Annotated in this window: 12 protein-coding genes and 1 riboswitch; of the genes, 9 read left to right on the forward strand and 3 right to left on the reverse strand. The window is 64.7% G+C overall.

From position 1 onward, the window contains the following. Window positions 1-40 precede the first annotated feature (40 nt). On the reverse strand, window positions 41-2,332 hold the full coding sequence (locus SIDU_RS16675) for a CDC48 family AAA ATPase (RefSeq protein WP_025772787.1): 2,292 nt from the start codon (window positions 2,330-2,332) through the stop codon (window positions 41-43). A gap of 338 nt (window positions 2,333-2,670) precedes the next feature. Here SIDU_RS16675 and SIDU_RS16680 point away from each other — a divergent pair, with 338 nt between their 5' ends. Continuing rightward, window positions 2,671-3,552, forward strand: a complete 882-nt coding sequence (locus SIDU_RS16680) for a LysR substrate-binding domain-containing protein (protein ID WP_013041435.1) — start codon at window positions 2,671-2,673, stop codon at window positions 3,550-3,552. Between the two features lie 77 nt (window positions 3,553-3,629). After that, the gene (locus SIDU_RS16685) at window positions 3,630-4,793 is read left to right on the forward strand and encodes a GGDEF domain-containing protein (RefSeq protein ID WP_007684378.1); all 1,164 of its coding nucleotides are present in this window, start codon (window positions 3,630-3,632) and stop codon (window positions 4,791-4,793) included. Window positions 4,794-4,835: 42 nt separating this feature from the next. On the opposite strand, the gene SIDU_RS16690 is transcribed toward SIDU_RS16685, so the two are convergent. Beyond that, on the reverse strand, window positions 4,836-5,507 hold the full coding sequence (locus tag SIDU_RS16690) for a glutathione S-transferase family protein (RefSeq protein ID WP_007684379.1): 672 nt from the start codon (window positions 5,505-5,507) through the stop codon (window positions 4,836-4,838). A gap of 504 nt (window positions 5,508-6,011) precedes the next feature. Here SIDU_RS16690 and acs point away from each other — a divergent pair. Both acs and SIDU_RS16700 read left to right on the forward strand, forming a co-directional pair. Then, window positions 6,012-7,955: an acetate--CoA ligase gene (gene acs / locus SIDU_RS16695; protein ID WP_007684381.1), complete on the forward strand. Its 1,944-nt coding sequence runs from the start codon at window positions 6,012-6,014 to the stop codon at window positions 7,953-7,955. A 20-nt stretch (window positions 7,956-7,975) separates the two neighbouring features. After that, complete coding sequence (locus tag SIDU_RS16700; protein WP_007684382.1) at window positions 7,976-8,488, forward strand: cytochrome b; 513 nt, start codon at window positions 7,976-7,978, stop codon at window positions 8,486-8,488. Between the two features lie 281 nt (window positions 8,489-8,769). Here SIDU_RS16700 and SIDU_RS16705 read toward each other — a convergent pair whose 3' ends face one another. Then, window positions 8,770-9,066 (reverse strand): hypothetical protein, encoded by a 297-nt coding sequence (locus SIDU_RS16705; RefSeq protein WP_007684383.1) that lies wholly within the window; start codon window positions 9,064-9,066, stop codon window positions 8,770-8,772. An 83-nt stretch (window positions 9,067-9,149) separates the two neighbouring features. Then, window positions 9,150-9,260: riboswitch (TPP riboswitch) on the forward strand. 55 nt (window positions 9,261-9,315) lie between these two features. Here SIDU_RS16705 and SIDU_RS16710 point away from each other — a divergent pair. The 5 genes from SIDU_RS16710 (at window position 9,316) to SIDU_RS16730 (ending at window position 13,869) form a co-directional block, all read left to right on the forward strand. Next, a complete protein-coding gene (locus SIDU_RS16710) occupies window positions 9,316-9,723 on the forward strand; it encodes a DUF2065 family protein (RefSeq protein WP_025772786.1) in 408 nt (135 codons plus the stop codon). Between the two features lie 11 nt (window positions 9,724-9,734). Beyond that, entirely contained in the window at window positions 9,735-11,594 is a 1,860-nt protein-coding gene (thiC, locus tag SIDU_RS16715; RefSeq protein ID WP_025772785.1) for a phosphomethylpyrimidine synthase ThiC, read from the forward strand. After that, window positions 11,595-12,035: a hypothetical protein gene (locus tag SIDU_RS16720; RefSeq protein WP_025772784.1), complete on the forward strand. Its 441-nt coding sequence runs from the start codon at window positions 11,595-11,597 to the stop codon at window positions 12,033-12,035. A 259-nt stretch (window positions 12,036-12,294) separates the two neighbouring features. After that, entirely contained in the window at window positions 12,295-13,446 is a 1,152-nt protein-coding gene (locus SIDU_RS16725; RefSeq protein ID WP_007682471.1) for a tyrosine-type recombinase/integrase, read from the forward strand. A 237-nt stretch (window positions 13,447-13,683) separates the two neighbouring features. Next, the gene (locus SIDU_RS16730) at window positions 13,684-13,869 is read left to right on the forward strand and encodes a helix-turn-helix transcriptional regulator (RefSeq protein ID WP_007682470.1); all 186 of its coding nucleotides are present in this window, start codon (window positions 13,684-13,686) and stop codon (window positions 13,867-13,869) included. Window positions 13,870-13,984 lie beyond the last annotated feature (115 nt).

Genomic DNA, 13,984 nt, shown 5'->3' on the forward strand with positions numbered 1-13,984 from the left:
TGCCTTCGCAGGAACATGTGGTGCGGGGGGAACCGCAGGGTCAATCCCTGGCGCGCCCCCGCAGCATGCCCGGCGACACGAAGCCGATGGGATCGATCTGCATCACGCTCTGCTTCAGCGTCGCCTGTATCTGCTCATATTCGCGCTCCATCTCCGGCGTGACGGAGGCGCGGGTGTCCTCCAGCGCGGCTTCGAAATGCGCCTGGCTGACCTTGTCGACCGACAGCGACTGGCGCAGCGCGACCAGGCCGGCGCGGCGGACCAGATCCTCCAGGTCGGCGCCGGTGAAGCGCTCGGTCCGCTCGGCCAGCAGGTCCAGATCGACATCGTCGGCCAGCGGCATCTTGCCCGTATGGATGGACAATATCCGCCTGCGCCCCGTCCGATCCGGAACCGGGACATAGATCAGCTCGTCGAACCGCCCCGGCCGCAACAGCGCCGGATCGATCAGGGTCGGCCGGTTGGTCGCGCCGATGACGACCACGGACTGCAATTCCTCCAGCCCGTCCATCTCGGCCAATATGGTGTTCACCACCCGCTCCGTCACCTGCGGTTCGCCCAGGCCCCCGCCCCGCGCCGGGACCAGGCTGTCCAGTTCGTCGATGAAGATGACGGTCGGCGCAACCTGCCTGGCGCGGGCGAAGAGGCGGGCGATCTGCTGCTCGCTCTCCCCATACCATTTGCTGAGCAGGTCGGACGATTTGGTGGCGATGAAATTGGCCTGCGCCTCCCGCGCCACGGCCTTCGCCAGCAAGGTCTTGCCGGTGCCGGGCGGGCCGTAGAGCAGGAAGCCCTTGGCCGGGCGGATGCCGATGCGGCGGAAGGCGTCAGGGTCTTTCAGCGGCAGTTCCACCCCTTCCTTCAACCGCATCTGCGCGTCGTCCAGCCCGCCTATGTCGGCCCAGCCGATGTTCGGCGCCTGCACCATCACCTCGCGCATGGCGGAGGGCTGGACGCGTTTGATCGCGGCCATGAAGTCGTCGCGCGCTACGGACAGTTCCTCCAGCACGTCGGGCGGGATCGTTCCCTCCTCCAGGTTGAGCCGGGGCATGAAGCGGCGCACGGTTTCAATCGCCGCCTCGCGGGTCAACGCGGCTAGGTCCGCACCGACAAAGCCGTAGGTCATGCGCGCCAGTTCGCCCAGGTCGACGCCGTCGGCCAGCGGCATGCCGCGGGTGTGGATGCCCAATATCTCCCGCCGTCCGCGCTCGTCGGGCACGCCGACGATGATCTCCCGGTCGAAGCGGCCGGGACGGCGCAGCGCCTCGTCTATCGCCTCCGGCCGGTTGGTGGCGGCGATGACGACCAGGTTGGTGCGCGGCTCCAGCCCGTCCATCAGCGTCAGCAATTGCGCGACGAGGCGCTTTTCCGTCTCGCCGGTCACATTGCCGCGCTTGGGCGCGATGGAATCGATCTCGTCGATGAACAGGATCGACGGGGCCGCCTTGGCCGCCGCCTCGAAAATCTCGCGAAGCTGCTTTTCCGATTCGCCATAGGCCGACCCCATGATCTCCGGCCCGTTGATCAGGAAGAATTCGGCTTCCGATTCATTGGCGACGGCGCGGGCCAGCCGGGTCTTGCCGGTGCCGGGCGGGCCGTGGAGCAGCACGCCCTTGGGCGGATCGACGCCCAGCCGCTCGAACAGTTCGGGATAGCGCAGCGGCAGTTCCACCATCTCGCGCAACTGGTCGATGGCCTCGGCCATGCCGCCGACATCGTCATAGGTGACGTCGGCCCGGCGGGATTCGCGGGGCTCCTCATATTCGGCGCGCAGTTCGACCTCGGTCTCCGCATCGATATGGACGACGCCCTTGGGCACCGTCGACACCACGACCAGGCGAATCTCCTGCAGGGCATAGGCCGGCGCGGCCAGCATCTGGCGCAACTGGGGCGGCATGTCGCCGGGGGGCACCTGCTGCTGCCCGGCGGTGGCGACGACATCGCCGGACGCCAGCGGCCGCTGGAAGAAAACCCGCTTCAACGCTTCGGGATTGCCCTGCAACCGCAGATTGTTTTGTGCAGGCGCGAAGACGACGCGCTGGGCGGGGCGGGGATCGACCTTCCGGATGACCACGAAGTCGCCCGATCCGACGCCCGCATTGGCCCGCTGAAGCCCGTCGAGGCGAAGGACGTCCAGCCCCTCATCCTCCTTGTAGGGCCGGACCACGCGCGCGGGGGTGGACCGCTTGCCCGCGATCTCCACCACATCCCCTTCGGCAAGGTGGAGTTCCGCCATCACCGCCAGCGGCAGCCGGGCAAGGCCGCGCCCCGCATCCTCCGGCCGGGCGTTGGCCACCTGTATCCTGCGTCCTGCGGTGTCTTCTTCGGCCACTTCGCCTTCCCCGTTCCGTTCGCTGCGTAACGAGATAGGGAACGTCGCGGCGGACGGAAAGGGGCCATGGACAGCCCCGGGACGAATAAAAAAAGGGCTGGTCCGAAGGCCAGCCCTGAAAGTTTCTAGGAGAGGATGCCTGAAAGGCCTTTTCTATGTGCACTGCGGGATGTATTTTCGCAAGTGCGAAAAGAATAGAGGAGTTGCAATTTTTGCATCTTGCCAACCACCCTGTTTTGCTGCTCAGTGGAAGAAGGATGCTTGGAGCCGGTTTGCGCGCCGTTCGAAAAGAAGCAATGACGCGTCGCAGCGGACCGGCCGGATGAACATGACGGTTTATGCGTAGATTGCCGCCCCTTACGGCCCTGGAGGCCTTTGTTCAGGTCGCCCGCCTTGGATCGGTCAAGGCGGCGGCGGAGGAACTCGCGCTCTCGACACCCGCGCTCAGCCGGCGGGTGCAGGCGCTGGAGCGGTTCATCGGCCGCCCGCTGTTCGACCGCAAGCATCAGGCGCTGGAGATCAACGCGGACGGGCAGCGGCTGCTGGACGACATCGCCCCGGCGCTCGATTCGCTGAGCCAGGCGCTGGAGAATATCCAGAGCGGCGGCAACCAGTTGCGCCTCAGGCTGGCGGTCATGCCGCTGTTCGCGACGCAGCGGCTGTTTCCGCACCTGGGCGCGCTGCGCCAGCGGCATCCGCAGCTTCACATCGACATAGAGACCACCCCCTATGCCGTGGCCCGCCTGGGCGAGGGGCTGGACGCGGCGATCGTGCTGGCGAAGGACATCGATCCCGCGCTCTACGCCCATGAACTGGACCATGACGAGGTCTATCTGATCGGGCGCAAGGCATTGCTGGAGGCGCCGAACGCGCTGACCGCCCCGCAGGAGCTGGCCAACCACACGGTGCTGCTGCATCGCGACATGGCGCTCGCCTTCGATGCGTGGAAGGACACGGTGCACCTGCCCGACCTGCAACCGCTGGCGATCGACAATTATGATTCCGGCCAGTTGATGCTGGAGGCGGCGGCCCAGGGCCTGGGCATCGCCGTCATGCACGCCAGCCATTATAATGAAGCGCAGGATTCGCGGCTGGTCCGGCTGTTTCCCGAACATCGGGTCGAAAGCCCCTATCGCTATTTCTTCGTCTGCCGCCCGCGCGCGCTGCAAACCCGGGCGGTGCGGATTTTCCGCGACTGGCTGATCGGCGCGGACATATAATCATGGTCGATCAAGGCCTTGGCGCTTTTCGCTTGGGGCGTCCTTAACCTTGTTTATTCCCGGTCGTTCTAGCGGACATGACTGGGGCATCATCTTCCGCAAACGCGCAACATGGTCTGACCGACCGCCTGGCCCGCTGGGCCCGCGGCCTGTCCGGCAAGGCCGACGACGAAGCCATGGACCTGCCGGAGCAGCCGCAGCGCGCCCGGCACGGCAGCGCTTCCAGCCGGGAAATCATCCGGCGCCGCAAGCTGTACGAGGATATAGGCGATTTCCTGTTCGCCCATGACCTGGACCTGACGCCGCTCAATTTCGGCGTGGCCCATGATTATCTGACCGGATCGCATATGGGCGTGGAAAAGGCCGTGAAGGCGGTTCTGACCGAACGCGGCAAGATCACCAACGGCTGGGTCGAAAATGTCGCCGCCGAACAGCGCAACGACGAAGTCACGCCCGAAGCGCTTGCCTCCATGCTCGACAAGGTCGAGGAAAATCTGTCGCAATTCACCGGCCTGATGACCGAATCGCGCAATTCCGCCAAGGATTATGGCGCGGCGTTGCAGGAAGAGGTGAAGGGCCTGGCCGCCGGATCGGACAGCCAGCCGGTGCTGGCGCGCCTGGTGGCGCTGACCCGGTCCATGGTGGAAAAGACCCGGCAGGTCGAAACACAGCTTCGCGACAATCAGAAGCAGACGCAGCTCCTGAAATCCAATCTGGAAAGCGCGCGCCGCGCCGCCGAGCACGACCATCTGACCGGCCTGCCCAATCGCCGCGCCTTCGAAGGCACGCTGCGCGAGGAACTGGCCCAGGCGCAGAAGGAGGGGCAGCCGCTGGCCGTCGCCTTTTGCGACATCGACCATTTCAAGCTGATCAACGACACCCATGGCCACGACACCGGCGACCGGGTGCTGAAATTCGTGGCGGGACTGTTGTCGAAGGCGAGCAACGACCAATGCCATGTGGCGCGCCATGGCGGCGAGGAATTCGTCATGCTGTTCCGCGGCAAGACGGCGGCCGAAGCCTGCGAGGCGGTGGACGGCGTGCGGCAGGATCTGTCCACCCGCAGCCTGGTCAATCGTTCCAATGGCGAGCGGATGGAAAGGGTCAGCTTTTCCGCCGGGGTCGCCAATGTGCTGGCCTATGAAGACCCCCGCGCCGCGCTCAAAGCGGCGGACCGGGCGCTCTACCTGGCCAAGGAACATGGCCGCAACCGGGTCTACCTGGCCGCCGAACTGGATTGACCGCCCTCTCCCCCTCCCGCGGGCGGGAGGGGAATGCCTGCCTCAAAAATCCGGCTTTTCATAATGGGGCGGCGGGGTGATCACCTCCATCCGCTCCGACAGCAGGGGCCGGAAGGACGGACGCGACTTGAAGCCGGCATACCAGCGCTTCACCGTCTCATGCCCGGCCCAGTCGATGCCGCCCAGATAATCGGCCACGGAAAGATGGGCCGCCGCCGCGATGTCGGCCAGGCTCAGCGTTCCCCCCGCCATCCAGGCGCGATGGTCGAGCAGATAGTCCATATAGTCCATATGGACGTTGGCCCGCTTCATCGCCTCCCGCAGCACGCGGGCATCGGGCGGCGCGCGCTCGATCAGGCGCTTCTTCATCCGCTCGTGCAGCAGCGGGCCGACGACGTCGCCGTAGAAATTCTGGTCGAAAAAGGCGGTCAGCCGCCGCACCTCCGCCCGGCCGGCCGCCGTGCCGGAGATCAGCGGGAATTTCTCCACCGTCTCCTCGAAATATTCGCAGATCGCCTGGCTGTCGATCAGGGTGACGCCCTTTTCCTGATCGACCATCACCGGCGTCGTGCCGGCCGGATTGAGGTCGAGGAATTCGTCGCGCCCCTCCCAGGGCGATTCGCGCACAAGGTCGTAACCCACGCCCTTCTCGCCGAGCAGCAGGCGGACCTTGCGGGAAAAGGGGCAGAGCGGAAATTGGAAAAGTTGCCACATATTCCCCTCCTGTTAGGCCGGGCAGGCCCTTGCGAAAAGCGGCAAATGGCGGATGCCGCTCAAATCCCGCCCGGCCACGGTCGAAACCGCGGCGCGGGAAGCGAGATTCCATCTTCCTGCGGCTGCCCCCTTGGCTGGGGTGCGTGGACAAATTCCAGACGGGGCGGACCGAGTGATCCGGGCCATCGGCGGACGTTTCCCTATTCGCAACCCGGCCCCTATTCGCAGCCCGGCCCCTATTCGCAGCCCGGCCCCTATTCGTCACCCCGGCCCCTATTCGTCACCCCGGGCTTGACCCGGGGTCCCGCTTTTCTTGTAACCCAGCGCCCAAAAGGCAGCGGAACCCCGGATCAAGCCTGTCCTGAGCATGTCGAAGGGGCAGGAAGTGGCGCTCCGCCTTTTTGGCGTCGCGTCGTTTCAAGCGGAAAACCAATTCCCACTTTTCCGCGCGATGTTCTAGGGAGTTGCGCAAGCGAGGGTTTCGCAAAGGAAAGGATGCGCTCCATGTCTGACGATTTTTTCCCGGTTCCTGCCGAATGGGCGGCCTCCGCGCTGTTCGACCGGGATCGGCGCGCGGCGGATTATGCGCGGTCGGTCGAGGATGCCCACGTCTATTGGCTGGAGCAGGCGGGGCGGCTCGACTGGGTGAACTTTCCCGCGAAGACCAATGAGAGCAGCTTCGACGAGGCCGATTTCGGCGTGAAATGGTTTGCCGACGGCGTGCTGAACGTCAGCGCCAACTGCATCGACCGGCATTTGGCCACCAGGGGCGACCAGACCGCGATCATCTGGGAACCGGATTCGCCGGACGCGCAGCCGCGCCGCTTCACCTATGCGGAGGTGCATGAGCAGGTCTGCCGCTTCGCCAATGTGCTGAAGGCCGCGGGCGCGAAGAAGGGCGACCGCATTACCGTCTATATGCCGATGATACCGGAGGCCGCCTTCGCCCTACTCGCCTGCGCCCGCATCGGCGCGATCCACAGCGTCGTGTTCGGCGGTTTCTCGCCCGAGGCGCTGGCCGGGCGCATCGCCGATTGCGATTCGACGCTGGTCATCACCGCCGACGAGGGCTGCCGCGCCGGCAGGAAGGTGCCGCTCAAGACCAATGTCGACGCGGCGCTCAAGCTGTGCACCAGCGTCCGCAAGGTCATCGTCGTCCAGGCGACCGGCGGCGCCATCGCCATGGAGGAAGGCCGCGACCTGTGGCTGCATGAAGAAGCGGCCAGGGTCTCCGCCGACTGCCCGGCCGAGCCGATGAACGCGGAAGACCCGCTGTTCATCCTCTACACCTCCGGTTCGACGGGCAAGCCCAAGGGTGTGCTGCATTCGACCGGCGGCTATCTGCTTTGGGCCAGCCTGACGCATGAACTGTGCTTCGACTACCGGCCCGGCGACATCTACTGGTGCGCGGCGGACATCGGCTGGGTCACGGGCCACAGCTATATCGTCTACGGGCCGCTGGCGAACGGGGCGACCACGCTGATGTTCGAGGGGGTGCCGAACTGGCCGACGCCCAGCCGCATCTGGGAAGTGGTGGACCGGCACCAGGTGCAGACCATCTTCACCGCGCCCACGGCGCTGCGCGCGCTGATGAAGGAAGGCGACGGGTTCGTGACCCGCACCAGCCGCCGGTCGCTGCGCCTGCTGGGCACCGTCGGCGAGCCGATCAATCCCGAAGCCTGGCGCTGGTATCATCATGTCGTGGGCGAGGACCGCTGCCCGATCATCGACACCTGGTGGCAGACGGAAACGGGCGCGGCGATGATCGCGCCGATGCCGGGGGCGACCGACCTCAAGCCCGGCTCCGCCACTCTGCCTATGCCCGGCGTCGTGCCGCAGATCGTCGACGCGGAGGGCAAGGTGCTGGACGGCGCGGCGGAGGGCAATCTGGTCATCGCACAAAGCTGGCCGGGGCAGATGCGCACCGTCTGGGGCGATCATGAGCGCTTCTTCCAGACCTATTTCACCACCTTTCCCGGCAAATACACCACCGGCGACGGGGCGCGGCGGGACGAGGACGGCTATTATTGGATCACCGGCCGCGTCGATGACGTCATCAACGTGTCGGGCCACCGCATGGGCACGGCGGAGGTCGAAAGCGCGCTGGTGCTGCACGAGGCGGTGGCCGAGGCGGCGGTGGTGGGCTTCCCGCACGACATCAAGGGGCAGGGCATCTACGCCTATGTGACGCTGAACAGCGGGGAGGAAGCGAGCGACGAACTGCGCCAGGCGCTGGTCAAATGGGTGCGCGGCGAAATCGGGCCGATTGCGACGCCCGACGTCATCCAGTTCGCGCCGGGCCTGCCCAAGACACGCTCCGGCAAGATCATGCGCCGCATCCTGCGCAAGATCGCGGAGGGCGAGGTGTCGGCACAGGCGCTGGGGGACATTAGTACACTTGCCGACCCGTCGGTGGTGGATAATCTGGTCGCCAATCGTCAGGGGTAACGATCAGACAGGAGTAAGGGATGGATCGCTACGGTAAGGTCGCTCGCGCGCTGCACTGGATCATGGCGATCCTCATCCTCTTCAACCTGTTCCTGGGCTTCGCGCACGATGCCTTGCCCCGGGATTGGAAGGTGATGCCCGTCCATAAATCGATCGGGCTCACCGTCCTGGCATTGGCGGTCGCGCGCATATTGTGGCGCTTCACCCGCAGGGCGCCGGCGCTGCCCGCCGGAATGCCGGCCTGGGAAAGGGGCGCGGCCCATGCCACGCATTTCGCCTTCTACGCCTTCATGCTCGTCCTGCCGCTGACCGGATGGATCATGACCTCCGCCGGGGACCGGCCCTTGAGCTGGTTCTTCCTGTTCGATGTGCCGAAATTCGCCGTTTCGAAGGGCGACGCGATCGTCGGAATTTCAGGCGAAGCGCATGAGATATTGGGTTTCGCCTGGGCGGCGCTGCTGGTCCTGCACGGGCTGGCGGCGATGCGGCATCATTTCATCCTGAAGGATGGCGTGCTGCGGCGGATGATCTGAACGGGGCGATGGGCGGACGGCCGACCTTCTTCCCGCCCCGACCGGAACCGCCTTCTCCTCCCCTCATCGCAGACCCGGATCATGCGTAACCCAAAGGCGACAGTCCCCTGAAAAAACGTCCTATTTTTCCAACGCAGGCGGATTTAGCCTGTCCTATCCCGCTCCGGCCGGCATAGGCGGCATCTCTCTTTGAAACGTCCGGACGCATGGCGCCCATGCTCACGCGCGCGCGGGCACGCGCGCGCATATGGTGTGAACTTCGGCGGAAAACGGCCGAAATCTCACCCCTTGATCCGCCCCACCATCGCCTGCCCAGCCATCCTCTGCCGCAGATAGCGCCGCTTCAGCACCACGCTCGCCGCCAGCAACGGAACGCCCATGATGATGCAGAGCGCCCCCAACATCGGCGGCCAAAGTCCGAACAGGCTGTGCAGGTTCAAGGCGGAAGGCGCCAGCACCAGCAGGAACCCCGCCGTCAGCAGCCATAATCCCCATCGGCGCGGCCTGACCGCCACCATGCGCATCTCATGCCGGTGCGCCTTGCGCCCTTCCTTCGTCGACAGATCGGGATGCTTCATCGCGGGCCGTTAAAGCGGAAAAGCCCGTCTGCTGTCCAGCGCCACAACGGGGCTTTCGCTCGCGCCCGGCATCGGCTACATGCGGGACATCCCCGGGGGACCGTCCACAGACGGTTGAGAGGCGGCTGACGTGGCCGCGACCCGCTGAACCTGATCCGGATAAGACCGGCGTAGGGAGGGAAGGGCCGTCCGCATCCGGCAGCCCGCGCCCGTCCTCCGCCCCAGAGCGCGAAAGGAGGACGGCACGACATGGACACGATTTCCGTTCTGACCCTGCGCTTGGCCGAAGCCATCGGCCTCTACATGATCGTCGTCGGCATGGGCGGCCTCACCGCGCCCCGGCGCTGGCGGCAGGTGATGGACGATCTGGAACGCTCGCCGGGCCTGGTGATGGCGCTGGGCTTTCCGGTCTTCGCGGTCGGCGCGGCGCTGGTGCTGATCCACAGCATCTGGCGCGACCCGCTGTCCATCATCGTCTCGGTCATTGGCTATGCCGCGCTGGTCGAAGGCGCGCTGCTGCTCGCCGTTCCCGGCCTCCTCATCAAGATCGGCCGCTGGTCGCTCAACTTCACCCGCGCCTGGGCGATGGTCAGCATCGTCCTCGGCGTCCTCCTCTTCCTCGCCGGTCTCACGGGCCGCGTCACCGTCATCGCCTGAAAGGAACCCAAATGGCAGACATACCAGCACGAACAGAGATGCGCGTCACCACCGGCCCCATCCGTGGTTCGCGCAAGATCCATGTCGGCCCGCTCAAGGTCGCCATGCGGGAAATCGACCTGGAACCCGGCAGCGGCGAAGCGCCGGTCCGCGTTTACGACACGTCCGGTCCCTATACCGATCCCAACGCCCGCATCGACATCATGGCCGGTCTTCCCGCACTGCGCCGAGACTGGATCATCGGTCGCGGCGATGTCGAGGAATATGACGCCCGCGCTATCCAGCCTGAGGATAACGGCTTGAAAGGCCCCGACCGCAGCGGCGGCGTTCAGCCCTTCCCCAACACGATCAAGCGTCCCCTGCGCGCCAAGGCTGGAGCGAACGTCTCCCAAATGCACTATGCCCGGCGCGGCATCATCACGCCGGAGATGGAATATGTGGCGGAGCGCGAGAATCTGGGCCGCGCCCGCCTGGCCGAATATGTCCGCGACGGCCATGACTGGGGCGCGTCCATCCCCGATTATGTGACGCCGGAATTCGTCCGCGAAGAGGTCGCCCGCGGCCGCGCCATCATCCCCAGCAACATCAACCACCCGGAATCGGAGCCGATGGCCATCGGCCGCAACTTCCTGGTGAAGATCAACGCCAATATCGGCAATTCCGCCGTCGCCTCCGACGTGGCGAGCGAAGTCGACAAGCTGGTCTGGTCGATCCGCTGGGGCGCCGACACGGTGATGGACCTGTCGACCGGCCGCAACATCCACGACACCCGCGAATGGATCATGCGCAACTCGCCGGTCCCGATCGGCACCGTGCCCATCTACCAGGCGCTGGAGAAGGTTGGCGGCATCGCCGAGGAACTGACCTGGGACATCTTCCGCGACACGCTGATCGAACAGGCCGAACAGGGCGTCGACTATTTCACCATCCATGCGGGCGTGCGCCTGCCCTATATCCCGATGACGGCGAAGCGCGTCACCGGCATCGTCAGTCGCGGCGGATCGATCATGGCGAAATGGTGCCTCGCCCATCATAAGGAATCGTTCCTCTACGATCATTTCGACGAGATCACCGAGATCATGAAGGCCTATGACATCGCCTATTCGCTGGGCGACGGCCTGCGCCCCGGCTCCATCGCCGACGCCAATGACGAGGCGCAGTTCGCCGAACTCTACACGCTGGGCGAACTCACCAAGCGCGCCTGGGAACAGGATGTGCAGGTGATGATCGAAGGGCCGGGCCATGTGCCCATGCACAAGATCAAGCAGAATATGGACAAGCAGTTGGAGGCCTGCGGCGAAGCGCCCTTCTACACGCTTGGGCCGCTCACCACCGACATCGCGCCGGGCTATGATCATATCACCAGCGGCATCGGCGCGGCGATGATCGGCTGGTACGGCACGGCGATGCTCTGCTACGTCACGCCCAAGGAGCATCTGGGCCTGCCCGACCGCGACGACGTGAAGGTCGGGGTGGTCACGTACAAGCTGGCCGCCCACGCCGCCGACCTGGCCAAGGGCCATCCCGCCGCCAAGGTCCGCGACGATGCGCTGTCCCGCGCCCGCTTCGAATTCCGCTGGCGCGACCAGTTCAACCTGTCGCTCGACCCCGACACGGCGGAGAAATATCACGATCAGACCCTCCCTGCGGAGGGCGCGAAGAGCGCGCATTTCTGCTCCATGTGCGGTCCCAAATTCTGCTCGATGAAGATCACCCAGGAAGTGCGCGATTTCGCCGCCAAGCAGAACCAGCCTGCGGACAGCTTCATCGCGGCGGAGGATGCCGAAAAGGGCATGGCCGAGATGAGCGAAATCTTCCGGCAGACCGGCAGCGAGCTCTACATGGGCGCCGGTGGGCGGGAGCATGATTGAGTGCGGCCGCCTTTGACCGGGCATGGATTGACCGCAACGCTGGCCGGGGCGCTCCTGCTCCTGGCCAGCGCTCCGGTTGACGCTGCGCCCCGGAAGGGGGCCAGCGAGGAGACGGTGAAGCCGGACTTTTCCTCCATCGAGACCGCCGGCGCGGCGAAGGCGCTGGCAGCGCAAGGGCGGCTTGTCCGGGTGCTGCTCTTTCCCGCGGAGGTCGGCGGGCGGGCAGTCCGGGAGAATATGATCTATATCACGCCCGAAGCGGCGGCGGCGCGGGAGTTGGTGATCGGGACTCTCGTCCGGCTGATAAGCGAGGGCAGCGTAGACAAGATGGAAGTGACGCCGGCCTATAAGGGGCGCAGCCTTGTTCCGGCGGCGATCACCCTGCGCGCCTGGCACAGCAGCAAGCCCGGCAGTTTCGAGCCGACGATCCAGATCTGGTAATGGGCGGCTGCCCGCCTGCGGGCGAACATGCGTCCGTCGCTACAGGGAAACTTCGTGTCCATTTCGGAAAAACTGGAGCGGGCGAAGGGATTCGAACCCTCGACCCCAACCTTGGCAACCTAAATTGATAGGCTGTCTGCTGTTGTAGCTGGTTGTATAAGTACCTGAGTTTCCTGCACAAAATGGTCTGCAGCGGTGTATCGAACTGTATGCCGTTGCGACGGAAAACCTACGCAATGCCTACGCAGGAGAACTCAAGATGCCCGCACTTAACATCACCGAAGAGTCGTTGCGCCGACTTGCTCCGCCCGCCTCTGGCCGCGCCGTCTTCACCGACACGAAGCTCAAGGGCTTCTCGGTAGTCGTCGGCAAGCAGTCTCGGTCCTTTTATGCCCAGCGCGACGTTCGCGGAAAGACGCACAAGGTCTTCCTCGGGCGGCATCCAGACATCAACGTGCCGGAAGCGCGCAAAGCTGCTGAAGACGTTATCCACGGAATGCGGCGCGGCGAAGCCCGATACCTCGAACGCGAGAACCCGACGCTGCGCCACGCCCTCGACGGATATATTGCGGCGTCTAGCGCCTGCGAGCAGCACAAAACCTATGTGAAGCGCGCTTGCGAGGTTCGGTTGAAGGACTGGCTCGAACAGCCGTTGCGCGACCTCACTCGCGGCATGGTCCGCACGAAGCACTCGACACTCGGCAAGGAGGGCAAGACTATGGCAAACGACACGCTGCGCGCTTTCCGCACCGTCTATAACTACGCCCTTGCCGAGTACGAGAAAGCTGTCCTGCCGGTCTGCCCGACCATCGCCCTTCGCGGCAGATGGTACACTGAGGCGAACGAGCGGAACGGCGCGATCCGCGACCTTGCTGAATGGAAGAAGGCGGTCGGTGCGCTCGAAAACCCGACGCATCGGCAAATCTATCTGCTCTGTCTGCTCACAGGATTGCGTAAGACGGAGGCCTGTCGCCTCGAATGGGATCGGGTGCTCCCGGATCGCATCTTCATCCGCGAGAACAAAGCCAATCGCCCCTTCTACCTGCCGCTGCTCGACGAGCACCGCGCCGTGATCAAGGCGATGAAGGGGATGCACAAGCAGTGGGTCTTCCCCGATCGCTCGAACAGCGGGCCGACTGTCGATCCGCGCCATGAGGAGGTGCCGGGGACGATGCACAGCCTGCGGCACACGTTCGCCAGCGTCGGCGCTGAGATCGGCATCCCGGACGACATTATCGGGCGGCTGCTCAATCACAGCAGTTCGAAGATCACGAGTCGCTACATCGCGGTTGATGTGGAGGCGCTTCGCGAACCGATGCAGAAAATCGTGGACGAACTGATGAAGCGTTTAAACGCAGTGACTGAAGCGTCCGACGAAGAGGAGCAGCAAGAACTTCCGCTCGCTGCCTAATTTTAGGGAAACTTCTTGTTGCGTCCTGTCTCTAGCTGAAATATCGAATCGGGGTCCGTCGCAGTTGGCGGACCCCTACCACAGTAGCTTTCCAAGGCGGTTGCTGTGACGGTCAAAGCCCTTGGGGATCGAGGCACCTAAGCCCTCAGGCCGCCGCCACGCGTGAGCGAGCCATAGCAAAGGAAAAGTCAAACGACCGGCTTGGGATCGAGAAATCGGTTCAAGGAAACCTTTGCTATGGCTGAACTACTGACCACCCGTGAAGCGGCGGGCTATCTTCGCCTCGCTATCACCACCCTCGAACACTGGCGGCTCGAAGGCCGCGGCCCCGCTTTCTGCAAGATCGGCAGACAGGTCAGGTATCGCCGCGCCGACGTGGAAAGCTGGCTGGCTGAAATAAACGAGGGCGCGACGGGTCGGTAAACCCATCACGCCCTCAGATCGCAACAGTCAGCAAGAGAATGAGCACGGTTTTCATAAGGGAGTCATACCGATCCCTACAACCGCTCCGCCGACTGTTGCCTCAATCTGTGAGGTA

The organism is Sphingobium indicum B90A (assembly GCF_000264945.2).
Taxonomy (GTDB): domain Bacteria; phylum Pseudomonadota; class Alphaproteobacteria; order Sphingomonadales; family Sphingomonadaceae; genus Sphingobium; species Sphingobium indicum.